Genomic DNA, 26,991 nt, shown 5'->3' with positions numbered 1-26,991 from the left:
GCCTTGCCAGCCCGCTTACGAAGTCAGCGGGTATCCTTTGCGCAGATGCCGACCCTGCCCCCCGCCCTGCGCCCTCCCCTGACCCTGATCGCCCTGCTGCTGCTCCTGCCCGTGCCGGCCGGAGCGCTGGAGCTGCGCGAGGTGGTGGTGCAGGGCCTGGCCGACGAGGAGATGCGCGACAACGTCCAGGACGCGCTGTCGCTGCAACGCCTCAACCCCAATCGCCGCAAGGCGATCAGCGAAAGCCGCCTGTCCTACCTGCTGCGCAAGGCGCCGGGCGAGGCGCGTGGCGCGCTGGAGCCGTTCGGCTACTACGAGCCCGTGGTCGAAACCCAGGTGCAGCGCACCGGCGAAGCCGTGACCGTGCTGGTTACGGTGACCCCGGGCGAGCCCGTCCGGGTACGTCGCCACGACGTGGTCCTCACCGGCCCGGCCGAGGCCGACACCCCGCTGATGCGCCGCATCGAGCGCTTCCGGCCGCGCGTGGACCAGCCCTTCCACCATGGCATCTACGAGGACAGCAAGGCCGCGATGGACCGCGCGCTGGCCGAACGCGGCTACTTCGATGCCGAGCTGGTCACGCACCGGGTGACCGTGACCCGGGCCGAGCGCAGCGCCGACATCGACCTGGCCTGGACCAGCGGCGAGCGCTACCGGCTGGGTGTAGCCCGCTTCGAAGGCCATCAGTTCAACGACGGCCTGCTGGAAAAACTGCAGCCCTGGACGCCCGGCGACCTCTACAGCCAGACCGAACTGCTGGACCTGCAGAAGTCGCTGTCGGAGCTGGACTACTTCAGCGCCATCGACATCACCGCCGAACCGGACAAGGCCGTGGACGGCCGCGTGCCGGTGAAGGTGGCGCTGGTGCCGGGCAAGCGCAGCGTCTACAACGCCGGCGTGCGCTACGGCACCGATACCGGCGTGGGCGTCACCGGTGGCGTCGAGCGGCGCTGGGTGAACAGGCGCGGCCACAAGCTGCGCGCCCAGGCCGGCCTGGCCCAGCGCAAGAACGACGTGACCGTGCAGTACAAGATCCCCGCCTTCGCCTGGCTCGACGGCTGGTACACCTTCGGCGCCAGCGTGCGCGAGGAGGAGATCGACCTGATCAACAGCCAGCTGGTGGAAGTGGTGGGCAGCCGCAGCGGCAAGCTGGGGCGCTGGAACCTGATCGCCGCGCTCAATTTCCGGCGCGAGCGCTACGACGATGCGCAGGCGCCGGACTCGTTCAACTACTCCACGCTGGTCTTTCCGTCGCTCTGGGCGCAGTGGACCGAGACCGACGACGTGCTGTATCCGCGCCGTGCGCGCGGCCTGACGATGGAGCTGCGCGGCGGCTCGACCGGCCTGGGTTCGGACATCGACTTCGTGCAGGTGCGCGCCGAAGGCCGCTTCATCCACGGCTTCGGACGCCGCGACCGGCTGCTGCTGCGCGCCGAGCTGGGCACCACGATCAGCGACCAGTTCGAACTGCTGCCGCCATCCATGCGCTTCTATGCCGGCGGCGACAACAGCGTGCGCGGCTATGGCTACCAGGAGATCGGCGAGTCGCTGACCGACTACCGCAGCCGCCGCTACGTCTACGGCGGCAAGCATCTGGTGACGGGCAGCGTCGAGTACGAACACATGTTCACCCGCACCTGGGGCGGCGCCGCCTTCGTGGACGCCGGCGACGCCTTCGATGAGCGCGACGACCTGGACTGGCAGGTCGGCATTGGCGCGGGCCTGCGCTGGCGCTCGCCGGTCGGCCCGGTGCGCGTGGACGTGGCGCACGGCCTCGGCGACCAGGCGCAGAACAGCGTTCGCCTGCACCTCACCATCGGGCCCGATCTTTGAACGCGCCCGCCGCCCCGACGTCCAGGCCGCCGCGTTCGCGCGCACGCCGCTACGCACGCCGCGCGGGCATCGGCTCGCTGGTGCTGGTGCTGCTGCTCGGGGCCGTGCTGTTCTGGCTGCTGGGCACGGTGAGCGGCCGCGACTCGCTGCTGGCGCGGGTGGTGCGCCTGCTGCCGCCGGAGTCGCTGGTGTGGGACCGCGCCGAGGGCACGGTGTTCGGCCCGCTGGTGTTCCATGGCCTGCGCTACTCGCATGACGGCGTCAGCTTCACCGCCGAGCGCGTGCTGCTGGATCCGCAGGTGCTGCCGGTGCTCGGCCGCCGCCTGCAGCTGGACCGGCTGGAAGTGGACGGGGCCGTGCTGACCCTGCCGCCCACCGACGACGAGACCTTCGAGCTGCCGACCTGGCCCGGCTCGCTGCCCCGGCTGCCGATGCCGCTGCAGATGGCGGCCACCCGGATGGACGTGCAGGGGCTGCGCATCGACCAGGACGGCGACACGCTGATCGACATCGGAAGCATCGCGGCCAGCGACCTGCGTTTCGCCAGCGAAGGCTTCACGCTGGCCTCGCTGGCGATGGACAGCGATCGCGGCCGCCTGACGCTCAAGGGTGAGTACCTGCCCGCGCGCAATTTCCGGATGGACCTGGTCGGCACGGTGGCCGTGCCCGCCACCGACGACACGCCCGCGGCCAACCTGCAGTTCAGCGCGAAGGGCGACCTGGACGCGCTTCGCCTGGAGGCCGTGGGCCAGGCGCCCGACACGCTGACGCTGAGCCTGGACCTGCGCGAATCGGCGGCGGTGCCGGTGTGGACCCTGAAGGCCACGTCGCTGGGCCTGCAGCCTGCGCTGTTCGGCGCGGCGCCCGGCGAACCCTGGCGCTTCGACCTGGCCGCCGACGGCCGCGGCGGCGAGGCCGACGTGCAGGGCGAGGTCTCGCGCGGCGACTTCACCGTCGGCATCGAGCCCTCCAAACTCGCGCTGGCCGAGCAGGTGCTGCGCGCGCAGCCGCTGCGGCTGGTGCTGCCGCAAGGTCCGCTGCAGGTGACGGGCGAACTGGCGATGGCCGGCGACGACTCGCGCTTCGATGCGGTGCTGGCCAGCACCGGCCTGCGCTTCGAGTCCGCCTCGGCGGAGCCGGGCGCCCTGCCGGTGACGGCGTCGGGCGAGATCAAGGCAACCGGTCGCTTCGAAGCCTGGACCGTCGAAGGCGAGGCCACGCTCGAACGCGGCGGCGAGCAGGCCCGGCTGGCGATCGCGGGCGACGGCGACGCGGAGCAGCTGGCGCTCGACACCCTGCGCGCCGACACCCCGACCGGATCGCTCGATGGCCGCGGCCGCGTGCGCTGGGCGCCGACGCTTTCGTTCGACCTGCAGGCGGCGCTGGCCGGCTTCGATCCGGGCTATTTCCTGCCCGACTATCCGGGCGCGATCAGCGGCGACCTGCGCGTGGAGGCGGCGCAGGACGAGGCCGGCGCATGGAGTGGTCGCGGTGAACTGGAACGACTGTCGGGCCAGCTGCGCCAGCGCCCGGTCTCCGGTCGCGTGGCCGGCACCTGGGCCGGCGACCGCGGCACCGGCGAGGCAGCGCTGCGCATCGGTGGCAGCGTGATCGATGCGCGCGGCGGCTTCGGGGCGCGCTACGACCTCACCGCCACGTTCGCGCCGCTGGACCTTGCCGACGTGATCGCGGGCGCCGAAGGCCGGCTGCAGGGTCGCCTCGCCCTGCGTGGCCCGGCCGACACGCTCGACTACGACGCGCAGCTGCAGGGTGAATCGCTGCGCTGGGACGGTCAGCGCGCCGACCGCCTGCGGGTGAGCGGCACCCTGCCCGCGCGCGGCAACGCGGGCGTGTTCGAAGTCGACGGCGAAGGGCTGGCGCTCGGTGGCATCGCCCTGGACCGGATCGCGCTGCGCGGCCGCGGCAGCCTGGCGCAGATGCAGCTCGACGGCGAAGCCGCCGGCGAGCTGGGCGAGATCAACCTCACCGGCAGCGTCGGCCGCAGCGGCGCCGAATGGCGCGGGCGCCTCGAGCAGCTGCGGCTCGCGGCCGACAAGGCGCCGGTGCTGGTGCTGGTGCTGGAAACGCCCGCCAGCTTCCGCTACGGACCGCAGGTGCTGCAGATCGACGCCACCTGCCTGGCCGCGCAGACCATCGGGGGCCGGCTCTGCATCGCGGCCAACGGCAACACCGCCACGCTCACTGGCGACGCCCTGCCGCTGGCGCTGGCACAACCGTGGCTGGCCGACGACGATGCGCTGGCGCTGGAGCTCGACGGCACCCTCGACCTGCAGGCCGAGCTGCGACGCGCTCGCGACGGCCGCTGGGGTGGCGAAGCGAGCCTGCGATCCGAACGCGGCGCGATCCGCCTGGACGAAGACCTCGAGCGCGAGGTGTTCGCCTATTCCAATCTCGACCTGCAGCTGGGCCTGGCCGGCGATGCGCTCACCGGCACGCTGGCCGCGACGCTGGCCGCCGATGGCAGCGTGTCGGCGAACGTGCGCACGGGCCTGGCCGCCGACGCCGCGCTGCAGGGCGATCTGCAGCTGGACGTGCGCGAGCTGACCTGGCTGGAGCTGTTCTCCGAAGACCTGGCCGCGCCGATCGGCCGGCTGCAGGGCCAGATCACGCTGGGCGGCACGCGTGCCGCGCCTGCGCTGTCGGGCCAGGCCCAGTTGCTGGAGTTCGCCGCCGAACTGCCGGCCCTGGGCGTGAAGCTGCGCGAGGGCGGCTTCACCCTGGTCGGCAACGTGGACGGCAGCGCGCGCCTGCAGGGCAGCGTGCGCTCGGGCGAAGGCCTGCTCAACCTGGACGGCGACCTGAACTTCCGCGACGCCAGCGCACCGCTGCAGCTGGCCCTGCGCGGCGAGAACGTGACGCTGGCCAGCACCGCCGAGCTCTACATCATCGGCACGCCTGACCTGAGCCTGCGCTGGCTGGAGGACCGCCTGGAGATCCGCGGCAGCCTCACGGTACCCGAAGCGCGTGCCGATCTCGAAGCGCTGGACAGCAACGTGTCGGTGTCGCCCGACGTGGTGGTGGTGGATCCGATGGATGGCCCGCGCGCGCGCAGCAAGCCGCTGGACATGCAGTTCGCGATCACCCTGGGCGAGGAAGTGCGGCTGAAGGGTTTCGGCCTCGACGGCGAGATGCGCGGCAGCCTGAGCCTGCGCGAACGCCCGGGCCATCGCGCCACCGCCACCGGCACGCTGGAGGTCACCGGCAAGTACCGCGCCTACGGCCAGGCCCTGACCATCGAGCGCGCGCGCCTGGCCTATGCCGACACGCCCTACGACAACCCCACGCTGGACATCCGCGCCGAGCGCGACTTCGATGAAGTCACCGTGGGCGTGCAGGTGCGCGGCACCGCACGCCGCCCGGAAACCACCGTGGTGTCCAGCCCCGCGATGGAAACCAGCGAGGCGCTGGCCTGGCTGGTGTTCGGCCGCCCGCTGAGCAACACCACCGGCAGCGAGAACGAACAGCTCGGCGCCGCGGCGCTGGCCCTGGGCGCCGGCGGCAACCTGGTCGCGCAGCAGCTGGGCAACACGCTGGGCCTGGACGAGGCCGGCGTCACCGAATCACGCAACCTCGGCGGCGCCACCTTCACCGTCGGCAAATATGTGTCACCGCGCCTGTTCCTCAGCTACGGCGTCTCGCTGATCGGCACCGGCCAGGTGGTCACGCTGAAGTACCTGCTGCGGCGCGGCTTCGACATCAGCATCGAGTCGGGCAACGAGAGTGCCGCTTCGCTCAACTGGCGGCGCGAAAAGTAGGGCGGTTCGGCGCCGGGCGAACCGCGGAGGTGCAGGTCACTTTCTGCTCAGAGAAGCCTTTATTTCGCAGAAAGTGACCTGCACCTCCACGGCCCACCCGGTCCGGATCGCCCGGGTTGCTGTCAGGAAGGCCCGTAGCCGCGCGCCCTGATGCTTGCGCGTGTGCGATCAGGACCAAGGCGGACCAGCTCTCCTGCTGATCGCGCGGTTGAACAGTGCGGTCGACTTGGCGCCCGCGCGTCAGCGCGTGCGTGTCCGCCTGGACACGCGATCCCCTTGGTCGCGAGCTTGATGGACGTCGAGACCGGGACACCTATCCGCCCGGCGGCGGGTGTGGGTTCGGGGCCAGCGTGAGAAGCGACTCCGGCGCCTCACAGGTCGTACTGCAACCGGGGAAGTCCGCATTCGGGCTGCGTCGATTTTCTGATCGCCAATGCTCGCCATGTGACGAGAGGAGGCCACGTGCGCCTGCTCTCCGCGCGGCAGCGCCAGCTTTTCGCTTTGCCCGCCAGATGCGCTTCCCGGAATCGCCAAGAACCCACCTCCGCCGCCGGGCGGACAGGTGTCCCGGTCTCGACGTCCATCAAGCTCGCGACCAAGGGGATCGCGTGTCCAGGTGGACACGCACGCGCTGACGCGCTGGTGGCAGGTGTAGGGAGTTGTTTAACCGCCGGATCAGCAGGAGAGATGGTCCGACTTTGTCCGGATCGCACACGCGCAAGCATCATGGCGCGCGGCCACGGGCCTTCCTTTGAGCGCCCTCGGCGGATGGACCGGCGGCGCCGTGGAAGCGAAGGTCACTTTCTGCGAAATAAAAGGCCCCTCTGAGCAGAAAGTGACCTTCGCTTCCGCGGTGACGCCGGCGCCAAGAACCCCCAGCCGCCAAAAAGAAAGGCCGCCCAAGAGGACGGCCTTCCGGTGAATCAGGAAACCAGGATCAGAACGCGACGCGCAGGCCCAGGCTCAGGCTGTTGCGCTCCTGCAGGTCGTCGCTGAAGCGGCCGGTGTAGGCCGCGAACGCCGTCACGCTGTCGCCGACGGTGAAGTTCACGCCCAGCTCGGCGCTCATCCAGTCCTTGGACGGCGTGAAGCCACCGATGGTGAAGCGGCCCGGCATGCTGTTGGAGCCGGCGTTGACCTGGATCTGGTCGTCCTCGCCTTCCTCGTTGTAGGCCACGCGCGCATACGGACGGATGCCGCGGTCGCTGGTGCCCATGTTGCCCTGCAGCTGGTAGCCGATGCGGGACACCACCGAGTCGCGGTCGAAGTCGGAGAAGTTCATCGAGGTGGCGCTGCCGCTTTCCTCGGCGTAACCCTTCACTTCCTGGTTGATCCAGGTGACGCCGGCGAACGGACCATGCTGCAGGCCGTCGGTGGAGCCGAACAGCCAGCCCAGGCCGACGTCGGCGCCGTACTGGCGGACGTTGGTGGAGCCGTTCTCGGTGCGGGTGGTCGGACCCATCTCGATGTAGCGCTCGATGTCGACGCTGCTGCTGCCGCCGCCGATCGAGCCGCTCAGGTAGCCGCCGCTGCCGAAGCGGAAGGCGCCGTTGAGGCTGGCCAGCACGGTGCGGCTGTCGAGGTTGGCGCTGGCCACGTCGTTGTCGTGGTTGCCCAGGCTCAGCGACACGCCCCAGTAGGCGTTCTCGGTGATGCGGTGGTTGGCGCCCAGGGTCAGGCTGAGCACGTCGGCTTCGCCGCCCAGGATGTTGGTGCCGGCGTTGTCGTCGAAGTCATGCGAGCCGTACTGCGCGGTGGCGTAGCCACGCACGCTGCCCACTTCGCGGTCGAGCTGGAAATCCGACAGCAGTTCGTCGTTGGTGGCGCGGGCATGGTTCTCGGCGATCTGCACGCCGCCTTCGCCCGCGTACGAAACCTGCACCGGCGCGGCGATGGTGGACAGCACCACGTTGGCCAGGATCGCGTGCGCGGCACCGGTGGGGTGCACGCCGTCGGCGAACAGGAAGGTGTTGTTGGTGCCCGGGGCATAGGTGAAGGGCAGGCCGGAGCCGGCCGGGCCGCAGGCCACCGAGCTCGAACCCGCGCCGCAGGCCTGGCCGGTGACGTTGGTGAAGCCGTACAGGCCCGGGTTGGCGGTGATCTCGGTGATCAGGCCGAAGGTGTTGATGGAGATGATGCCGTCGCCCAGCGTGGCCAGGCCGGCATCGAGCGCCGAGTTGTACACCACGGTGATCTGCGACACCGACGCGGCGGTGGCGGCATTGGCGCCGAACTGCGGCGTCGCGCCCAGGTTGGGCAGGTTGTAGACCACGATGTAATTCGCGCCGGCGCCCTGCAGGCGGGCGATCTGCTGCACGTACGAGGTGGCGGCCGCGACGGTGTTGGCCTGCGCGGTGGCCGGGGTGCCCAGCGCCGCGAAGATGTCGTTGGCACCGCCCCAGATGCTGTACAGCGCATTGGGATCAGCCACGCCGCCGGTGAGCGACAGGTACTGCGTCACCTGGGTCGGGATGTTGGGCACCGGGTTGAGGCAGGGCGCGGGCGCGGCGCGCACGCAGGCGCCACCCCAGGCGAAGTTGGTGCCGCCCAGCAGCGAGGGCGCATCGGAGAAGCCGAACGCAGCGGCGATGATCTGCGCGGCGACGGGATCGGGATTGGTGGTGAAGCTGTTGCCCGCCGGCAGGTTCTGCGCGCGGGCGATGTTGCCGGAATCACTCAGGCTGTCGCCGAAGACGACGAAGCCGCTGAACTGCTGCGCCTGGGCGGTGCCGGCGCAGGCAAGCGCGAGGGCAACGGCGCCGGCCAAACGGTGGGAACGGGGCATGGGGATAACTCCTGTACGGGCTTATGGGGTGTGCGTGACCACGTGCCCAGGGTCTCCTCTGGCAATCCCGATGCTTGCGCCGGAATTGCTCCCTCCCCTTGAGCCGCTGCCTGTCCCGGCGGACAAGGTCCGACGGGGCCGCATCACCTTAATCCAAAGGCCGGTTCCATACCACTAGGTACAGTGGTTCAGGCGCGGCGTTCAGGGCCGGACCCGGGCGCCGCGCAGGCGCGGCTGGCCCTCCACCACCTCGGTCCAGGCCAGCCAGGCCTCGCCGCCGGCCAGCTGCAGCCGGGGGAAGCCGGTGCCGCGGCCCCGGCCCTGTATGGCCGCGACCCGGGTGCGGAAATGTTCCGCCGACAGGTCGGGCGCGTAGCGCGCAAGCCAGAGCGACTGCCGGCCGGCCGATTCCTCCAGCCAGCTGACCCACACGCCGCTGGCGTCCGCGGCCAGGTCAACGCGCCCGTGCTGGGCCTGGCCGCGTGCGATCTCGCGCATCGGCCGGAAGCTGCGGCCTTCGTCGGTCGAGGTGGCGATGCGGATCGAGGGCTGGTCACCGGCGCCGGTGTACCAGGCCACCCAGGCCTGCCGGCCGCGTGCGGCGATGGCCGGGCCGTTGACCGGGCAGGCTGCCATCACCCAGCCGTCGGCGTGCACCGGCACCGGCTTGCGCCAGGTCTTGCCGTCGTGGCGGATGACGCTGATGTCGCGCACCTCGTCCTCGCCGCGGTCGCGGTAGGCCACCAGCACGCCGCGGTCGCCGATGCGGGCACTGTCGGTCTGGCAGCAGTCGCAGGTGCGTGCATCCAGCTCCCGCTCGCCGCGCTTGCCGAGTTCGCCGAAGCGGGCGGCGCGCAGGGTCATCACGCCCGGGCCGCCGGCGTGCGAATCGTGGCCCTGATGCCCGCCGCCGGTGTGGCGGCCATCGAGCCAGGCGATGCCCAGCTCATCGCGGGCCTGCGGCCATAGCGTCACGAAGCCATGCTCGGTGGCGGTGCCGTCGTCGTGCACCGGCGGCGCGGTGGTCCAGGTGCGGCCGCCGTCGCGCGACACCTGCAGCTGCACGTCGTAGGCATAGGTGGCCTCGCCGTTGCGCGGCAGCGTGTGCGCCCACAGGCTGCCGTCGGGCAGTTCCTGCAGCGCGGGGAAGTCGGCCCAGTTGACGAACCAGTCCTTGCTCTCCGCGATCGTGCGGGTATCCGACCAGGTCGCGCCGCCGGTCTCCTGGCGCGCGAAGACCAGACGATGCCCGGCCTCGCCGCGGCGCTCGATCCAGCTCAGCAGCAGGTCGCCGCCGGGACTGAGCGAGAGGTTGGGCTGGGCCGATTCCTTGGGCGCGGGCAGCGGCCAGTCCTGCACGGTGGCGGCCATCGTGGCGGGAGTCAGCAGCAGCAGGGAGAGCAGGAATTTCATGCGGGTACGCTAGGCCTTGTCGTGTGGGGAGCCGGTCAAGGCTGGGGGCGCGTCCGAACCGGCGGCGGCCGGCACGACGGGTTCGCAGGCATGATCGGCGTCGACCAAGGGGAGCGGCGGCGCCTCGTGGCCGCCGTGGCGGTAGCCCATGTCCAGATGCAGCGCCGCGAGTTGCGCGCGGAAATGCCGCGCTTCCCACGCCACCGCGCGCCAGGCCAGGTCCAGCAGCAGCGCGACCGCCAGGCCGCCCACCACGCCGCCCACAACCAGCGCGTACACGCCGCCCTGCAGCCCTTCCGCTGCGGCGCCCGCGCCCAGCAGCGTCATCACCTTCCGCCCCAGCTGGTAGGTGACGTAGTACACCGGCGCCATCGTCAGCGGATTGACCACCAGCTGCAGCGCCACCATCAGCGTGAGGTTGCCGCGCAGCAAAATCGCCAGCGCCAGCCCCAGGCTGACCTGCAGTCCCTGTACCGGCAGCAGGGCCAGCACCGAGCCTGCGTAAAGCGTCCGCATCACCGGCCCGCGCTTGAACGACCACAGGTAGGGCCGGCGTCGGGCCGCCTCGGCGAACCATTTCAGCACCGGGTAGCGCGCCACGTTGGCCCGCCGCGGCAGCGGCCGCAGCCAGCGGCGCAGGCGCTTGCGGCGCGCCAGCCAGCGCCGGTGCAGCGGATGGGACCGGACGGGCATCGCGCCGGGCGCGGTTCAGGCCACGCGCCGGCCGCGGCGCCTGGCCAGCCGCACCAGCAGCAGCGAAATCGCCGCCGGCGTCATGCCCGGAATGCGCTGGGCCTGGCCGATCGTTTCCGGCCGCACCTGGGCCAGCTTGGCCTGCAGCTCCGACGACAGGCCCGGGATGCCGGCGTAGTCGAAGTCGTCGGGAATGCGACTCTCTTCGTGGCGGCGGCTTCGTGCGATCTCCTCGTGCTGGCGCTCGAGGTAGCCCGAATACTTCACGCCGATCTCGACCTGCTCGGCCACGGCGGCATCGTCGGTGCCCGGCGCCAGCGAGGGCAGGCCCGCCAGGGTGGCGTAGTCGATCTCGGGTCGCTTCATCAGGTCCAGCGCGGTGGCCTCGCGGGCCAGCACGATGCCGGTGGCGGCCAGCAGCTCGCGCGCCAGTCCGCCGCCGGGCGATGCCCACACGGCCTGCAGCCGCGCGCGTTCTCGCTCCACCGCTTCGGCCTTGCGCGAGAAGGCCGCCCATCGCGCGTCGTCCACCAGGCCCAGCTCGCGGCCGACCGGCGTCAGCCGCGCGTCGGCATTGTCCTCGCGCAGCTGCAGCCGGTACTCGGCCCGGCTGGTGAACATGCGGTAGGGCTCGGTCGTGCCGTGCGTCACCAGGTCGTCCACCAGCACGCCCAGGTAGGCCTGGTCGCGACGCGGCGTCCAGGCCTCGCGCTGCTGCACGAGGCGGGCGGCATTGATGCCGGCCAGCAGGCCCTGCGCCGCGGCCTCCTCGTAACCGGTGGTGCCGTTGATCTGGCCCGCGAAGAACAGGCCCTGCACCGACTTGGTCTCCAGCGAGGCCCTGAGCCCGCGCGGATCGAAGTAGTCGTACTCGATCGCATAGCCGGGCCGGGTGATATGGGCATTGGCGAAGCCCTTGATCGAGCGCACCAGCTCGACCTGCACTTCGTAGGGCAGGGAGGTGGAGATGCCGTTGGGATAGATCTCGTGGGTGTCCAGGCCTTCGGGTTCGATGAAGACCTGGTGCGAGGCCTTGTCCGCGAAGCGCACCACCTTGTCCTCGATGGACGGGCAGTAGCGCGGGCCGACGCCTTCGATCACACCCGAATACATCGGCGAACGATCCAGCCCGCCGCGAATGATGTCGTGGGTGCGCTCGCTGGTGTGCGTGATCCAGCAGCTGAGCTGGCGCGGATGCTCGGCCGCGCTGCCCAGGAACGAGAACACGGGCACCGGCGTGTCGCCGGGCTGTTCGACCAGGCCCTCGAAGTCGATGCTGCGGCCGTCGATGCGCGGCGGCGTGCCGGTCTTCAGGCGGTCCACCACGAACGGCCGCTCGCGCAGGCGCTGGGCCAGGGTGGTGGCAGGCGGGTCGCCGGCGCGGCCGCCGGGATAATTGGTCAGGCCGACGTGGATGCGGCCCGCCAGGAAGGTGCCCGCGGTCAGCACGACGGCGCCGGCATCGAAGCGCAGCCCGCTCTGGGTGACCACGCCGGTGACGCGGTCGCCCTCGATCACCAGGTCGTCCACTGCCTGCTGGAACATCGCCAGGCCCCGCTGGTTCTCGACCATCCGCCGGATCGCGGCCTTGTACAGCGCGCGGTCGGCCTGGGCGCGGGTGGCACGCACGGCCGGGCCCTTGCTGGCGTTGAGCGTGCGCCACTGGATGCCGGCCTGGTCGGCCGCGCGGGCCATGGCGCCGCCCATCGCATCGATCTCGCGCACCAGGTGGCCCTTGCCGATGCCGCCGATGGCCGGGTTGCAGCTCATCTGGCCCACCGTCTCGATGCTGTGGGTCAGCAGCAGCGTGCGCGCGCCCGCCCGTGCCGAGGCCAGGGCGGCTTCGGTGCCGGCGTGGCCGCCGCCGATCACGATGACGTCATAGCTCGACATGCGGGGATCCTGTGGACGAAAGGGGATTATCCCGCGCGATGGAGTCGCCGGCACGGGGACTGCGACGCAGCGCACGCAATGGCCGGGCTGTCCTTCCAATGTCCCGACCTTGGCACGCTTCCTGCTTTATCCCGAAGGCACCCACTACGGCCAACGCCGGGGGGCGTCGACCAGACTGAACAGGGGCTGGTCAGGCGCGTGGTGGGGATGCCAGGGTCGGGAACTCCCGGGGGGGAGTTCCCGACCCTTTTTTTTTGGGCTTTTCCCGAGAGGCCGTGCAATCACGGCCTGGAATAAAGTCGGCGCCCGGCGGGTCTTGGAACAGGGGGAATCCAGGGGACCTGGTGCCGGGCGCCGAACAGGCGATGCGGGGGCAAGCGCCAGCGTCACTTTGCGACGCTGTGGGTCAGTCAGCGGCCACAGGATGCGCTGCCCTGCCGGCAGACGCAACGGTCCGGGGCCCCGTAGCGCTAGCGTTCGTCCGCGCGTGTGTCGTTTTGTGACGCAGGTCTCGCTTCACGGGGCTCGGGCCGCGGCGCGGGCGCCGGACGGCTGGGCTCGCTGTACTGGCGCGGCGCAGGACGGCTGGGCTCGCTGTACTGGCGCGGCGCCGGACGTGGCTCGGAATAGGCGCGGGGCGACGGCTGCGACGGCGCGGAGTATTCGCGCTGCACCGGCCGGGGTGCGTACTCACGCGGCGCGGGCCGCGGGGCGTATTCGCGCTGCGCGGACCGCTCACGTTCCGGCCGGTAGGCCTCGCCCGGCTGCGCGCGCGGCGTGCCGCGATCCTCGACCGCGCGTTCGCGGTACACGGGGCGGGAGTACGGCATCGGCTCGCCGGCATCGGGCGCCTGGCGCGGGCGCGTGTAGCCCGGGTCGCGATACCACGGCCTGAGCTGTTCGGGCGAGGCCGTGGGTTCGCCGCCGACGGTCTGCGCCGGTTGCCGCGGTCCGGTCTCGCGATACAGCGGACGCGGTGCGCGCACGGCGCCCTCCCCCGCCGCCGATGGCGTGGGTCGCGTGCTGCCATAACCACTGCCGGGACGCGGGTCGCCGACCGGTTCACCGCCGACGATGCGAGGGCCCGGACCCCGGTCGTACAGGGGGCCATTGGCGGCATTCTGAGTCTCGGGATACAGCGGGCGTGGCGAGCGGCGACCCGGCGGATCGCGGTCGCTGCCGTCGGGACGATGCGGGCGATGCGGTCGGTTGTAGTAGTAGTCGTAGTAGCCGCCCGAGTACCAGGGCGACCAGTAGTTGCCGTACCAGCCCCAGCGGCCGTAGTTCCACTGGTTGCCGAAGCTCAGGCTCCAGCCCGAATACGGACGGCGGTAGTAGCCGCTCCAGTAGGGCGAGCAGCTGCCATAGGCGCCGCAGGAATAGCGGTCGAGGTTCCAGAAGGGCGAGTACGAATAGCTGTCGTAGTAGCGGTAGTCGGTGTAGGACTCGCCTTCGTAGTAGTCGCCGTAACCGTCTTCGGCCGGATAGTAGTAGCCGTCTTCGTCGTAGTAACCGTCGCTGTAGGCGCTGTCGCGGTAGTAACCGCCGTCATAGCTGACGCAGCCGGTGAGCCCTAGCAACAGCAGGCTGGCGATCCAAGCAAAACGGCGATTCATGGCGGGTCCCCCGGTAGTCTTGGCCAGTCTCGGTGCGAAGCGGTGAATCCGTGCTTAATCCTGCCGCCCGGACCTGCGTGCTACTGTGCGCGGCCTTCACGCCAACGGAACCTTCACGCCCATGTCGCTGCACCAGGTTTCGGGTCGATGGAAGCGCGGCCTGCTGCTGGCCCTGGTCACCGCAGGCTGCTGGGCCACGCTGCCGGTGGTGCTCAAGATCACGCTGGAGCAGATCGACCCCTACACGCTCACCTGGTTCCGCTTCCTGTTCGCGGCCGGCGTGATGGGCGCCTGGCTGGCCGCGCGGCGCGGCCTGGGCGGCTTCGCCACGCTGGATGGCAAACGCTGGTGGCTGCTGGGGGTGGCGGCCGCCTGCCTGATCGGCAACTACCTGTTCTATCTGCTGGGCGTGCAGCTGACGTCGCCGGGCAATGCCCAGCTCCTGATCCAGCTCGCCCCGCTGCTGATGGCGCTGGGCGGCATCGTGGTGTTCCGCGAAGCCTTCAATCGCTGGCAGTGGCTGGGCCTGGCGATCCTGGCGACGGGGCTGCTGCTGTTCTTCCGCGACCAGCTGGGCGTGCCGCGGGCAGCGGAGGATGCGCCAGCGCGCGCGGCGTACTTGTTGGGTTCGGGCCTGGTCATCCTGGCCGCCGTGGTGTGGGCGATATTCGCGCTGGTGCAGAAACAGCTGCTGGTTCGGCTGTCCTCGCCGGCGATCATGCTGTTCATCTATGCGGTGGCCAGCGGGGTCCTGCTGCCCGTGGCCCGGCCCGGCGCGCTGTTGCAGCTTGATCTGCTGCACGCGGGCCTGCTCCTGTTCTGCGCACTCAACACGCTGGTCGCCTATGGCGCATTCGCCGAAGCCCTGGCGCACTGGGAGGCCTCGCGGGTGTCGACCGTGCTGGCGGTGACGCCCTTGCTGTGCGTCGGCGTGGTGGCGCTGGTGCATGCCATCTGGCCTGCGGCGATCCGGCCCGAGGCCATCGGGGCCACCGGCTATGTCGGCGCCGGACTGGTAGTGCTGGGTTCCGCCGTGGCCAGCCTGATGGGCGCGCGACGTCGTTGAACCAGTCCCGGCGCGTGGATCACGGGCGCGCCGCCCCAAAAGAAAAGCCGCGACCCGGGTCGCGGCTTTCCCTCAACCGGCTTGCGGAAATCTTACTGGGCCGGCACGCGGCAGCAGGTGCGGCTGGAGCGCAGCGTGGCCGCAGCGGCGCTGTTGTTCTGCGCCGAGCAGGTGCCGGACTTGAAGTAGACGAACGGCATCTGCCAGGTGCTCGACTCGCAATTGGTCGCCGTCTGCGTGTAGCCGACCGGACACGCGGGGGCATTGGAGTTGGCCGTCGCGCCTGCCGCCACCGCGGTATTGGTGGTCGCCGTGTCCTGGCACTCCAGAGCGACTGCCGGGATCACCACCTCCGTGTAGTAGCCCACGATATCGGCCACCAGGTGGGTGGCGGCGAAGGAATAGACGCTGAGCTCGTTCGCCGATGCGCCCTGGTCCAGCTTCACCACCGCGTAGTTGCCGACGATGGCGCCCGACGCATAGTTGACCGTCGCGGCCAGCGGCTGGCTGCCGCCGAACGGGAAGGCGGTGATGTAGCCGGCGCCGCTGGGCGTGACCACGGTGAAGTTGATGGCCGCCGCCGCGAACGAACCGGCTGCGCCGACGCCGCCGCAGTTGGTGGCAGAGCCGCCCTGGAAGGCGTAGTCGGACACCGCGGTGACGTCGAAGCTGCGCGTGGTGTTGGCGGCGATCTGGCCGCCGGCCAGGCGGGTATCGAACAGGCGGCACGGGGTCACCGGCACGAACACGAGGTCGCGATCCACGTCACCGACCGCCTTGGTGGACGAACCTTCGCCCGCGGCGACCATCGGGCTGCCGCCCAGCAGCAGCCGGTTGACGCTGTCGAAATCCTCGGCGCCGGCGGCCGCGTTGAGCTCCTCCATCGAGGCCTCGGCGAAGGCGGGCGCCATTTCGCGCGACCAGGTGTCGGCGCCGACCTTGTAGGTATTGGCGACGTATCCGCCCCACTTCTGCACCACGCTGTCGGCCAGGCGCTGGCGCTCGGCGGCGCTGCCGTCGGCGGCAAGGGCGTGCGTGGAACCGATGAGGCCGGCGCAGAAAAGCGCGGCGGCAGTGACGATGGCTTTGGACTTCATGGTGCTGCTCCCTGAGTGGCTGCCTTGTTGCAAGGCGGATGGAGAACCGCGCGTATCTCGTCCGCGCTGGTTCCTGTCCACTAGAACGGCGGGAGGCGAATTTTCCGGCCGCGCAATTGTGTTCAGGTATCGAGCAGGCGCGCCAGCAGGTCGCGGCTGTCCGGGGACGCCAATTTCCCCCGCAGCGCCGAAAGCGCCGCGCCCGCCTGCGCCCGTGCTGGTCCTGCCAGCTTGCGCCAGCTTTCGAACGCGCCCAGCAGCCGGGCGGCCACTTGCGGGTTGACCGTGTCCAGCGCGCGCACCTGTCCGGCCACCAACTGGTAGCCGGCACCGTCGCGTCGATGGAAGCCGAGCGGATTGCTCCGCGCGAACGAGCCGAGCACTGCGCGCACGCGGTTGGGGTTGGCCGGCTTCCACCACGGCGAGTCCATCAGGGCCGCCACGGCATCGCGCGTTTCCGGGTGCGGGCGCGTGGCCACGACGGCAATCCACTTGTCGGTGACCAGCGGGTCGTCGCGATGCGCCACGCGGAACGATTCGAGCGCCGCTTCCGCGCCAGGCGCGTCGAAGTGCACCAGGCAGCGCAGCGCCGCCAACCGCGCGGTCATGTTGGCCGCGCGGTCGAACTGCGCCTGCGCCTGCGCCGCCGTCGGATCCAGGCGCGTCAGCCAGGCCAGGCAGGCGTTGCGCAGTGCACGCGCGGCCATGGCCGGTCCGTCCAGGCCGCCCGCCGCGACCCCGGCCAGCGCGGCGTAGCGCGTGGACAGCGGCGCGGCCAGGTTTTCGGTCAGGCGCATGACCAGGTCTTCGCGTCGTGCCACCAGGGCATCCACGTCCACCTCGTCCACGGCTTCGGCCAGGGTGTCGAAATCGGGCAGCGCCAGGCACTCGGTTACGAAGGCGGGATCGGCCGCATCGTCGTCGAGCAGGTCGGCCAGCGCATCGCTGAGCGCCGACTCCGCCGCCGCCGGATCCAGTCCGCCGAGCAGCGCCCCGGTGGCCAGCCGCTGCACCAGGTCCCAGCGGTTGAACGGATCGCGCTCCAGTCGGGCCAGGCGCGCCAGCTCGTCGGCGCTGTAGTCGAAATGCAGCTTCACCGGCGCCGCGAAGCCCTGGTTGAACGCCGCCAGCGGCGGTGCCGGCAGGCCCGACCACACCAGCTCGTGCCGCGCCGCAAGCAACTCGACGCCGTCGTCGCGCAGGCGGGCATCCGTGCGCGGCGCCGCGGTGATCGCCCGGCCCTGCGCGTCATGCAGCGCCAGGCGGAGCGGGATCAGCAGCGGCGCCTTGGTGTCCTGGCCGGGCGTGGGCGGGGTGTGCTGCTCGACCACGAGGCGATAGTCGCCTCCGGAAAAATCAGCGTGGATGCGCAGCTCGGGCGTGCCGCCCTGCGTGTACCAGCGCATGAACTGCGACAGGTCGCGGCCGCTGGCCGCGGCGTGCGCGGCGAGGAAATCCTCGAGGGTGGCGGCGCGGCCGTCGTTGTCGGCGAAGTAGCGGTCCATGCCGGCACGGAACGCGGTTTCGCCCAGCAGCGTGTGCAGCAGGCGCACGATCTCGGCGCCCTTCTCGTAGATGGTCAGGGTGTAGAAGTTGCTGATCTCGCGGTAGCGGTCGGGCCGCACCGCGTGCGCCAGCGCACCGGCGTCCTCGGCGAACTGGCGGCCACGCAACAGCCGCACCGCCTCGATACGCTTGAGCGCGCGCGAATGCAGGTCGGCGCTGAACTCGCTGTCGCGGAACACCGTCAGGCCTTCCTTGAGCGAGAGCTGGAACCAGTCGCGCAGCGTCACCCGGTTGCCAGACCAGTTGTGCAGGTACTCGTGCGCCACCACCGATTCGATGGCCAGGAAGTCGGCGTCGGTGGCGGTGGCCTCGTCGGCCAGGATGTAGCGGGCGTTGAAGATGTTCAGCCCCTTGTTCTCCATGGCGCCCATGGTGAAGTCCTGGGCCGCGACCACGTTGAACACGTCCAGGTCGTAGCAGCGGCCGAAGCGCTGCTCGTCCCAGCGCAGCGAGCGCTCGACCGCGCCCAGTGCGTAGGCGCAGCGCGCCACGTCGGCGGCCTCGGCCCAGACGTTGAGCTCCACGCGCCGGCCCTCGGCGGTGTCCAGGGCCGTGGACACGCGCTCGAGCGGGCCGGCGGCGATGGCGAACAGGTAGGCCGGCGTGGGATGAGGATTGTCCCAGGCCGCCTCGTGGCGGCCGTCGTCCAGGTCGCGCGTGCCGGCCGGGTTGCCATTGGCCAGCAGCACGGGATACGCCGCCTTGGGTGCGCGCAGCACGATGCGCCAGCGCGGCATCACGTCGGGGCGGTCGGCGAAGAAAGTGATGCGGCGGAATCCCTGCGCCTCGCACTGGGTCAGCAGCAGCGCGCCGCTGCGGTAGAGGCCCTCGAGCCGGGTGTTGGCCGCAGGCCGGATGCGCACGCGCGTTTCCAGCACGCAGGGCTGGCGCGGGCCGGGCAGCCGCAGGTGCCGGCCGTCGTAGGCATAGTCGGCGGGCGACAGCGCGCGACCGTCCAGGCGGATGTCCACCAGCTCCAGGTCGACGCCGTCCAGCACCAGCACCTGGCCGGGCTGCGCCGGATCGGGCTCCAGCTGCAGGCGCGCGCTGACCTGCGTGTCGTCCGGATCGAGCTCGAACGCAAGTTCAGCGTGCAGGATGCGCCAAGCGGGCGGGGTGTAATCGGCGAGGTGGACGAAGCCGTCGTCGCGGGGGACGCTCATGCAGTGCGGTTTTCCGGGGGGAATGGCTGGCTTTGTTAGGCTATCACGCAGCCACCGCGGACCGCCCATGACCTCCCTGCCTCCCGATTACGACGATGTGCTGGCCGCTGCGGCCCGCATCGCCCCGCACGCGCACCGCACGCCGGTGCTGCGCTCGCGCTCGCTCGATGCGCTGGCGGGCGCCACGCTGCACTTCAAATGCGAGAACTTCCAGCGCGTGGGCGCCTTCAAGTTCCGCGGTGCCTGCAATGCGGTCTGGTCGCTGGACGCGGCCACCGCCGCGCGCGGCGTGGTCACGCATTCGTCCGGCAACCACGGCGCCGCCCTGGCGCTGGCCGCGCGCGACCGCGGCATTCCCGCGCACGTGGTGGTGCCCGAAGGCGCCGTGCGCAGCAAGCTGGCGGCCATCGAGGCCTACGGCGCCGTGCTGCATGCCTGCGCGCCCACCATCGCGGCCCGCGAGGCCATGGCCGCGCGGGTGCATGCCGACACCGGCGCCAGCTTCGTGCATCCCTACACCGACCCCCGGGTGATCGCCGGCCAGGGCACGGCCGCGCTGGAGCTGCTGGCCGAGGCCGGCCCGCTCGACCTGCTGATCACCCCGGTCGGCGGCGGCGGCCTGGTCTGCGGCACCGCCCTGGCCGCACACGGCCGCGATCCGGCCATCGACGTGCACGGCGCCGAACCCGAGGGCGCCGCCGAGACCTTCCAGTCCCTGCGCCAGGGTGTGCGGATCACGGACTTCACGCCCGACACGATCTGCGACGGCCTGCGCGGCACCGTCGGCCAGGTCAACCTGGACCTGATGCGCGCCCACCGGGTGCAGGTGCAGCTGGTGTCGGACGCCGAGACGGTGGCCGCCCTTCGCCTCGTGTGGGAGCGGCTGAAGATCCTGGTCGAGCCGTCCTGCGCCACGGTGCTGGCCGCCGTGCTCCGGAACCCGGAGGCCTACGCCGGACGCCGGATCGGGCTTATCCTGTCAGGCGGCAACGTGGACCTGTCCGCCCTGCCCTGGTAATCCCCCCGAGGACAACGACGTGATCATCGACGGCAACCGCGCGGCCGACCGCGCCATCGAACTGGTGCTGGGCTACTACGCCGCCTTCAACCGCGGCGACTGGGAGGGCATGCTGGCCCTGGTCACCGACGACGTGGCCCACGACATCAACCAGGGGGCGCGCGAGACCGGCAAGGCGGCGTTCGCGGCCTTCCTGGGCCGGATGAACGCCTGCTACCGCGAGCAGCTCAAGGACATCGTGGTGATGGCCAACCAGGCCGGCGCCCGCGCCTCGGCCGAGTACGTGGTGCACGGCCAGTACCTCAAGGACGACGCCGGCCTGCCGCCCGCGCATGGCCAGGCCTACGTGCTGCCGGGCGGCGCCTTCTTCGACATCCGCGGCAACCGCATCGCCCGCGTCACCAACCACTACAACCTGGGCGACTGGATCGCCCAGGTCTCGAAGTCGCCCTGAGCCAAGGAAGCCCCATGACCGACGAACGCACCGAATGGACCGGCACGCCCTCCCAGATGCAGAACCTGGGCTGGTTCATCGCCAGCGTGCTCATCATCCCGCTGCCGTTCGCGATCTGGCGCTGGCTGGTGGTGCGCAACACGGTGTACACGCTGACCGACCAGCGGCTGAGCATCCGCCGCGGCGTGTTCAACCGGCTGACCGAAGACCTGGAGCTTTACCGCGTGCGCGACACGCGCCTTGAGCAGACCTTCTTCGAGCGCATGTTCGGCCTGGGCGAGGTGGTGCTGTTCACCACCGATGCCTCGACGCCGGAAATCCACCTGCCCTGGCTCAAGGACGCGGGCCCGCTGCGCGAGAAGATCCGCCGGCTCTCCGAAGCGCGGCGCGACGCCAAGCGCGTGCGCACGCTGGAGTCGGGCGGCGGCCTGGGTCCCGACCCGGGCGGCCACGACGCGCTGGACTGAACCGGCGCCGCGGCGCGGGGGCCTGCGCGCACGTCGATCGTACCGGCCGGGCCGCTCACCTCAGGGGCTGCGCTCCAGCACTTCCTCCAGCACCCAGCGAAGCGAGCTGCCGTCGGCCGGCGGATCCTGCACGGTGTATTCGCGCACGCGGATCACGTACTCCACGCCCACCTGCCAGTCGAAGCCTTCGATCTCGCCGTAGTGCGCCTGCCAGGCCGCGCCGGGCTGGGTGCGGATCTGCAGGCACAGCATCGGCGCCGCGCCGGTGCAGGGCACCCGCTGTCCGGCCACCTGCACGATGCGCTCGCGGCCTTCGGCCGGCGGCAGGTCGCGGCTGTCGAAGCGCCAGGCCGAGCCGTCGCCGGCCACCAGGCGCAGGAACGGTCCTTCGAACTCCATCGTCAGCGGCTGCTGCATTGCCGCCAGCAGCGCGGTTTCGCGCGCCATGATTTCCGGCGGGCACAGCATCTTGGTGCCGGCCACCGCGCCACCTTCGCCGCCGAAGCGCAGCTGGTCGCCGCTGCGCGACCAGGCGCCGGTGTGCCGGTTGCAGGGCCCGCGCATCGAGAAGCGGTCGGCCTCGAAGCGCAGCGTGGCCGCGCCCGCGCCCGACAGGGTGGCGCCGGCCCGCGTGCCCGGCGCCGACACCAGGCGCCAGTCGGTGCCCACCAGGGGCGTGCTGTCCTGGGTCATGGGAACGCTCCCGGGCGTGGTCTGGGTGGAGGATGTGGAGGCGCAACCGGCCAGCAGCACGGCCGCGAACAGGATCAGGCTGGAACGGGACGGCGGGCGCATGCGTAACTCCGGCGCGTGGGGGCGGGGTCCAGTCTAGCCCCGCGCCCGCCCGGCGTTCACCCCTGCGCGCGCTGGTGCGGATTGCCGCGCCATATCTCGCGCGGAAAGGCCACCCGGCCCAGCAGCCGACCGCGGGTCACGCGCGGCAGAAGCACGCCGTTGGCGGCGTAGGCCTGGTGCACCAGCTGGCTGCAGTAGAAGCGGCGCGTGGTGGCGGTGTCGAAGAAGTTGTAGTTGTACGGCGCCGACCGCGCCGCTTCGGCCAGCACGTAGTTGGCGATGCCCAGGCGCACGTCGCGCAGCTTTGCCGCATCGCCGGCGAAGCCCTCCAGCGGATACACCGCGCCGTGCAGCCGGTCCAGCAGCGCACGCTCGCGCGCCAGCGGCCCCGCCGTCCAGTCGGCATCCATCTCGAAGGCGATCACGCCATTGCCACCGGCCTCCACGCAGCGGCCTTCCGGACCCACGTAGACCAGGCAATGGTCGATGGGCCCCGGCATCAGCAGGCCCACCGCCTGCCAGAAGCGGCCATACGCGCTGCCGGGCAGACCGTCGGTGGTGCAAAGCACATCGCCCGTGCAGACATGCACGCCGCGGAAGCGGAACGTGTGCAGCGTGGTGACGGGTTCGGTGGATGTGGCCACTCAGCGGCGGCGCGTCGGGATGCGGTCGGCCGGAAAGCTGGCCAGGTCGGCGCCGCCGTCGCGGCGGGGTGCGCCCGGCGCCGGCCCCCAGGCCTGCGCGGTGATCACCTCCCAGGTGCTCGGCAGGGCGCCATCGCGCCGCCGCGCTTCATAGGCTTCGGTGACGCGCTGCAGCCGCGTGCGTCCGCCCAGCCCACGGCCGCGGTCGCGACGCGCGTCACCGGCGCCGATCGCGCGCAGCTCCTGCATCAGCCCGCGCAGGTCGGGATAGGTGAGCGTGTAGCGGTCGCGATCGAGCACCGGGTCCTTGAAGCCCGCCGCCAGCATCGCGTCGCCGACCTGCTGGATCGCCGCGAACGGCGACAGCGGCGGCACCGCGCCCGCCTGCTCGTAGGCCTCGCGAAGTTCCAGCAGCGTGTCGGGGCCGAAGGTGGAGAACAGCAGCAGGCCGTCGGGCCGCAGCACGCGTCGGAACTCCGACAGCGCCGCGGGCAGGTCGTCCACCCACTGCAGGCAGAGGCTCGAGAAAATCACGTCGGTGCACTGGTCGGCCAGCGGCAGCTGCGACACGTCGGCGCAGACGCGCCGCACCGGGCGCCAGAAGCGCGTGTGCGACGGCACCTGGCGCAGCATCGGCAGCGCGGCATCCAGCGCCACCACGTCGGCCCGCGGCCAGCGCTTCTTCATCGCGCCCGCGGCGCGGCCCGGGCCGCAGCCGAGGTCGAGCACGCGCAGGGGCTGGCGGTCGTCGAGGTATTCGAGCTGCTCGAGCAAGCGAGATTCGACCTCGCCCTGCAGCGCGGCGACCGCGGCGTAGTTCGGTGCCGCGCGGCCGAAGGCGCGCCGCAGCTGGCGGCGATCGAACAGGCCGCTCATCGCGACGCTCCGCTGCGCGCATCCATCGACGCGGGCGTCATGGCGGGCACGCCGCGGCAAACGCCGACACGGCCTGTGCCACCTCGTCGGCATGGGTGAGGAAGGGCGCGTGGCCGCCGCTTTCGACGCGATGCAGTCGCGCGCCGGGCACCAGCTGCGCCGCCGCGGCCATCGCCTGCGGCGACACCAGCCGGTCGCGGCGGCCGGCGATCCACAGGCTGGGCATCGCCAGGTCAGCAAGCGCGGGTCGCAGGTCGCTGCCTTCCAGCAGGCCCAGGCCATCGCACAGCACCTCGCGCGAGGGCTCGCCGTGCGCGAACACTTCGTGCCGCAGCAGGCGCAGCTCCTCGCGCACGCGGTCCGAGCCCTGCGCCTCCAGCATCAGGAAACGATCCAGAGTGCCGCGGTAGTCACGCTGCAGTTCCGTGGCGAAATTGCGGAACACGCTGGCGTCCATGCCGTCGGGCCAGTCCGGCGCGCGCACGAAGCGCGGGCTGGCCGCCATCATCACCAGGCCACTCACGCGTGCGGGAAACGTGGCTGCCGCCTCCAGCGCCACCAGGCCGCCCAGCGACCAGCCCAGCCACAGCGCACGTTCCGGCACCACCTCGGCAACCTCGCGCGCAGCGCTGTCCAGCGCCAGCGGCAGGCCCCGGCCGGCGCTTCGCCCGTGGCCCGGCAGGTCGACCAGGTGCAGGGTGAAGTCGCGCTCGAGCTGCGCCACCAGCGGCGCGAAGATGCCCGCGTGCATGGCCCAGCCATGCAGCAGCACCAGGGCCGGGCCCTGGCCGCGCACCTCATGGAACAGGCTCATGCGGGGATCGGGTCGGGACGCGCCTTGACCGCCTCGGCCAGGGCCTGCAGCAGGCCGTCCACGTCCTGTTCGCGATGCTCGACCGAGAAGGTGATGCGCAGGCGCGCCTGGTTCTCGGGCACGGTGGGCGGGCGGATGGCGGTGACGAGGTAACCCTGGGCTTCCAATGCCCTGGACACGGCCAGCGCACGCGCGTTGTCGCCCAGCACGATCGGCTGGATCGGCGTGAACGATTCCTGCAGCGGCAGGCCCAGTGCCGACGCGCCGCGACGGAAACGAGCCACCAGCGAGGCCAGCTTGGCGCGGCGCCAGGGCTGGGTGCGGATCAGCTGCAGGCTGGCGCGCATGGCCGAAGCCATGGCCGGTGCCGGCGCGGTGGAGAACAGGTAGGGCCGCGCGGTTTCGGCCACGTGGCCGACCACATCGTCGCTACCCAGCAGCACCGCGCCCTGGCCACCAAAGGCCTTGCCCAGCGGCACCAGCAGCAGTGGCACTTCGCGCGCGCCCAGGCTCGCCACCGCCAGGCTGCCGCGGCCTTCCGGCCCCAGCACGCCGATGCCGTGCGCATCGTCCACGTACAGCATTGCGTCCTGCGTGCGAGCCACCAGGGCCAAGTCGGCCAGCGGGGCCTGGTCGCCGTCCATGCTGAAGACGCCGTCGGTGGCGAGCAGCGCGGCGCCTTCGCGGCGCGACATCAGCTGGCGCATCGCAGCCTCGACGTCGGCGTGCGGGTAGCGCTTGAGCTCGCAGCCGGCCAGTCGCGCGCCGTCGATCAGGCAGGCGTGGTTTAGCTTGTCCTGCACGCAGCTGTCGCCCTCGCCCAGCAGCGACTGCATCACCGCCAGGTTGGCCAGGTAGCCGCTGCCGAACAGCAGGGCGCGTTCGTAGCCCAGCCACTGCGCCATCTCGCGTTCGAACGCGGCGTGTTCGCCGTGGTGGCCGCTGACCAGGGCCGAACCGGTGCTGCCCACGCCATGCCAGGCGGCGGCTTCCTGGAGCGCGGCCACCACGTCCAGGTGCTGGCTCAGGCCCAGGTAGTCGTTGCCGCAGAAGCTGGTCAGGGTGCGGCCATCGACCAGCACCTGGGCGCCTTCGCGCGCCTGGATCTCGCGGCGGGTGCGCACGGCGTTGGCCGCCACGCGCTCGGCGCGGGCAGCGGCGATGCGATCGGCAAGCCGGGTGCGGGCCATGTCAGGCCGCGCAGGCGGGCTTGGCCGGCACGACGATGTCGGCGTGCACGGTGTTGGATTCCTGCACCACCGGCATCGGCGCCAGCCCCAGGCGCGCGAACAGCGCCTGGTCGGCCTCGACGTCCGGGTTGCCGGTGGTCAGCAGCTTCTCGCCGTAGAAGATCGAGTTGGCGCCCGCGAGGAAGCACAGGGCCTGCAGCTCGTCGTTCATCTCGGCGCGTCCGGCCGAAAGCCGCACCATCGCCGCCGGCATCAGCAGCCGCGCGACCGCAATCGTGCGCACGAATTCGAACGGGTCCAGCAGGGCCGTGCCCTTGAGCGGCGTGCCCTCGACCTGCACCAGCCGGTTGATCGGCACCGAGTCCGGATGCGCGGGCAGGTTGGCCAAGGCCTGCAGCAGGCCGGCACGCTGCGCGCGCGACTCGCCCATGCCGACGATGCCGCCGCAGCAGGTCTTCATGCCGGCGTCGCGCACGTGGCCCAGGGTGTCCAGGCGGTCCTGGTACTCGCGGGTGTGGATCACTTCGCCGTAGAACTCCGGCGCGGTGTCGAGGTTGTGGTTGTAGTAGTCCAGGCCGGCGGCGCGCAGGGCCTGGGCCTGCTCGCCCTTGAGCATGCCGAGCGTGGCGCAGGTTTCCAGGCCCAGGGCCTTCACCTCGCGGATCATCTCGGCCACCTTCGGGATGTCGCGGTCCTTCGGACTGCGCCAGGCCGCGCCCATGCAGAAGCGCGAGGCGCCGGCGGCCTTGGCGGCCCGGGCCTTGTCCAGCACCTCGTCCAGGCCCATCAGCTTCTGGGCCTGCACGCCGGTGTCGTAGCGCGCGGCCTGCGGGCAGTAGGCGCAATCCTCGGGGCAGCCGCCGGTCTTCACCGACAGCAGGGTGGACACCTGCACCTGCGTGGGGTCGAAGCGCTCGCGGTGCACGCCCGCGGCGCGGTACATCAGCTCCGGGAAGGGCAGGTCGAACAGCGCGAGCACTTCCTCGCGCGACCAGTCGTGGCGGATGACAGCAGGCATGGCGGAACCCTGACGGCGCGGCGGCGTTGGACAGCGGAGTCTGGTGAGCATGCCCACCCCTGTCAACCAAACCCGGCGCCGTCCGGTAGACGCCCGATGAGCCGGATCGCCGCCTGGTCGCGCCGCCTGGGCCTGGCCCTGCTGCCCGCCCGCTGCCTGGTCTGCAGCGAGTACGGCGAGAACGACCAGGACCTGTGCGGCGCCTGCCGCGCCACCCTGCCCTGGTCGCCACGGGCCTGCGGGCGCTGCGCCCTGCCCCTGCCGGCCGAGGGCGCCTGCCCGCGCTGCCTGCGCGACCCGCTGCCGTTCGCCGGCTGCCACGCGGCCCTGGTCTACGGTTTCCCGGTCGACCGGCTGCTGCCGCGCTTCAAGTTCCATGCCGACCTGGCCGCCGGTCGCCTGCTTTCGCAGCTGATGTTCGAAGGCCTGCGCCACGCGGCGCGCCCGCAGGCGCTGGTGCCCGTACCGCTGCATCCCTCGCGACTGCGGCAGCGCGGCTACGACCAGGCGCTGGAGCTGGCGCGCCCCCTGTCCCGCGCCTTGGCCCTGCCGCTGGTCGCCGACCGGCTGCGGCGGGTGCGGGTCACGGCGGCACAGTCCGAACTCGACGCGCGCGCGCGCCGGCACAACGTGCGCAGCGCCTTTTCGGTCACGCCCGGCGCACTGCCGGCGCACGTGGCCCTGGTGGACGACGTGATGACCACCGGCGCCACCCTGGCCGAATGCGCGCAGGCGCTGCGTCGCGCCGGTGTCGCCCGGGTGGATGCCTGGGTGCTGGCGCGCGCGCTGCCGCCGGCGTGAGGCCCGGGCGCGG

At 71.5% G+C, this 26,991-nt stretch carries 20 protein-coding genes; 7 read left to right on the top strand and 13 right to left on the bottom strand.

All coding sequences use genetic code 11. The annotated features are described in order from the left end of the window. The first annotated feature begins 45 nt into the window (after positions 1-45). Positions 46-1,833: an autotransporter assembly complex protein TamA gene (locus ACOQFR_RS01195; protein WP_421377720.1), complete on the top strand. Its 1,788-nt coding sequence runs from the start codon at positions 46-48 to the stop codon at positions 1,831-1,833. Further along, on the top strand, positions 1,830-5,609 hold the full coding sequence (locus tag ACOQFR_RS01190) for a translocation/assembly module TamB domain-containing protein (RefSeq protein WP_421377719.1): 3,780 nt from the start codon (positions 1,830-1,832) through the stop codon (positions 5,607-5,609). The genes ACOQFR_RS01195 and ACOQFR_RS01190 overlap by 4 nt, the downstream gene beginning before the upstream one ends. Before the next feature lie 937 nt (positions 5,610-6,546). On the opposite strand, the gene ACOQFR_RS01185 is transcribed toward ACOQFR_RS01190, so the two are convergent. The 5 genes from ACOQFR_RS01185 to ACOQFR_RS01165 form a co-directional block, all read right to left on the bottom strand. Next, positions 6,547-8,394, bottom strand: a complete 1,848-nt coding sequence (locus ACOQFR_RS01185) for an autotransporter domain-containing protein (RefSeq protein WP_421377718.1) — start codon at positions 8,392-8,394, stop codon at positions 6,547-6,549. 201 nt (positions 8,395-8,595) lie between these two features. Next, the gene (locus tag ACOQFR_RS01180) at positions 8,596-9,807 is read right to left on the bottom strand and encodes a sialidase family protein (RefSeq protein ID WP_421377717.1); all 1,212 of its coding nucleotides are present in this window, start codon (positions 9,805-9,807) and stop codon (positions 8,596-8,598) included. A 9-nt stretch (positions 9,808-9,816) separates the two neighbouring features. Continuing rightward, positions 9,817-10,500 carry a DUF2062 domain-containing protein gene (locus ACOQFR_RS01175; protein WP_421377716.1) on the bottom strand — a complete coding sequence of 228 codons (684 nt, stop codon included), beginning with the start codon at positions 10,498-10,500 and terminating at the stop codon, positions 9,817-9,819. 15 nt (positions 10,501-10,515) lie between these two features. Then, complete coding sequence (gene mnmG, locus ACOQFR_RS01170; RefSeq protein ID WP_421377715.1) at positions 10,516-12,393, bottom strand: tRNA uridine-5-carboxymethylaminomethyl(34) synthesis enzyme MnmG; 1,878 nt, start codon at positions 12,391-12,393, stop codon at positions 10,516-10,518. Positions 12,394-12,863: 470 nt separating this feature from the next. Beyond that, positions 12,864-14,009, bottom strand: coding sequence for a hypothetical protein (locus ACOQFR_RS01165; protein WP_421377713.1), 1,146 nt, complete (start codon positions 14,007-14,009; stop codon positions 12,864-12,866). 121 nt (positions 14,010-14,130) lie between these two features. Between ACOQFR_RS01165 and ACOQFR_RS01160 the strand changes: the two genes are divergently transcribed. After that, a complete protein-coding gene (locus tag ACOQFR_RS01160) occupies positions 14,131-15,075 on the top strand; it encodes a DMT family transporter (RefSeq protein ID WP_421377712.1) in 945 nt (314 codons plus the stop codon). A gap of 92 nt (positions 15,076-15,167) precedes the next feature. Here ACOQFR_RS01160 and ACOQFR_RS01155 read toward each other — a convergent pair whose 3' ends face one another. Next, positions 15,168-16,172, bottom strand: coding sequence for a hypothetical protein (locus ACOQFR_RS01155; RefSeq protein ID WP_421377711.1), 1,005 nt, complete (start codon positions 16,170-16,172; stop codon positions 15,168-15,170). Between the two features lie 122 nt (positions 16,173-16,294). Then, positions 16,295-18,901, bottom strand: a complete 2,607-nt coding sequence (gene pepN / locus ACOQFR_RS01150; protein WP_421377710.1) for an aminopeptidase N — start codon at positions 18,899-18,901, stop codon at positions 16,295-16,297. Positions 18,902-18,968: 67 nt separating this feature from the next. Here pepN and ACOQFR_RS01145 point away from each other — a divergent pair, with 67 nt between their 5' ends. Genes ACOQFR_RS01145 through ACOQFR_RS01135 form a run of 3 tightly spaced genes read left to right on the top strand, consistent with a single transcriptional unit; the run spans position 18,969 to position 20,840 of the window. Continuing rightward, positions 18,969-19,919 (top strand): pyridoxal-phosphate dependent enzyme, encoded by a 951-nt coding sequence (locus ACOQFR_RS01145; protein WP_421377708.1) that lies wholly within the window; start codon positions 18,969-18,971, stop codon positions 19,917-19,919. Positions 19,920-19,938: 19 nt separating this feature from the next. After that, a complete protein-coding gene (locus ACOQFR_RS01140) occupies positions 19,939-20,373 on the top strand; it encodes a ketosteroid isomerase-related protein (RefSeq protein ID WP_421377707.1) in 435 nt (144 codons plus the stop codon). Positions 20,374-20,387: 14 nt separating this feature from the next. Beyond that, positions 20,388-20,840 (top strand): PH domain-containing protein, encoded by a 453-nt coding sequence (locus ACOQFR_RS01135; protein WP_421377706.1) that lies wholly within the window; start codon positions 20,388-20,390, stop codon positions 20,838-20,840. Positions 20,841-20,900: 60 nt separating this feature from the next. Here the strand turns inward: ACOQFR_RS01135 and ACOQFR_RS01130 are convergent, their stop codons facing one another. The 6 genes from ACOQFR_RS01130 to bioB are packed head-to-tail and all read right to left on the bottom strand — an operon-like array spanning position 20,901 to position 26,177. Then, positions 20,901-21,635 (bottom strand): DUF4377 domain-containing protein, encoded by a 735-nt coding sequence (locus ACOQFR_RS01130; RefSeq protein WP_421377705.1) that lies wholly within the window; start codon positions 21,633-21,635, stop codon positions 20,901-20,903. 56 nt (positions 21,636-21,691) lie between these two features. After that, the gene (locus tag ACOQFR_RS01125) at positions 21,692-22,279 is read right to left on the bottom strand and encodes a hypothetical protein (RefSeq protein WP_421377704.1); all 588 of its coding nucleotides are present in this window, start codon (positions 22,277-22,279) and stop codon (positions 21,692-21,694) included. Further along, positions 22,280-23,155 carry a malonyl-ACP O-methyltransferase BioC gene (bioC, locus tag ACOQFR_RS01120; protein ID WP_421377703.1) on the bottom strand — a complete coding sequence of 292 codons (876 nt, stop codon included), beginning with the start codon at positions 23,153-23,155 and terminating at the stop codon, positions 22,280-22,282. Between the two features lie 37 nt (positions 23,156-23,192). Then, entirely contained in the window at positions 23,193-23,963 is a 771-nt protein-coding gene (bioH, locus tag ACOQFR_RS01115; protein WP_421377809.1) for a pimeloyl-ACP methyl ester esterase BioH, read from the bottom strand. A gap of 2 nt (positions 23,964-23,965) precedes the next feature. After that, the gene (gene bioF / locus ACOQFR_RS01110; protein WP_421377702.1) at positions 23,966-25,159 is read right to left on the bottom strand and encodes an 8-amino-7-oxononanoate synthase; all 1,194 of its coding nucleotides are present in this window, start codon (positions 25,157-25,159) and stop codon (positions 23,966-23,968) included. 1 nt (position 25,160) lies between these two features. Then, a complete protein-coding gene (gene bioB / locus ACOQFR_RS01105; RefSeq protein ID WP_421377701.1) occupies positions 25,161-26,177 on the bottom strand; it encodes a biotin synthase BioB in 1,017 nt (338 codons plus the stop codon). Positions 26,178-26,273: 96 nt separating this feature from the next. Between bioB and ACOQFR_RS01100 the strand changes: the two genes are divergently transcribed. Beyond that, a complete protein-coding gene (locus ACOQFR_RS01100) occupies positions 26,274-26,978 on the top strand; it encodes a ComF family protein (protein ID WP_421377700.1) in 705 nt (234 codons plus the stop codon). Positions 26,979-26,991 lie beyond the last annotated feature (13 nt).

This window comes from Arenimonas sp. MALMAid1274 (assembly GCF_049195245.1).
Lineage (GTDB): Bacteria > Pseudomonadota > Gammaproteobacteria > Xanthomonadales > Xanthomonadaceae > Arenimonas.
The sequence above is the reverse complement of the archived record's forward strand: the minus strand, read 5'-3'. Positions and strand labels throughout refer to the sequence as shown.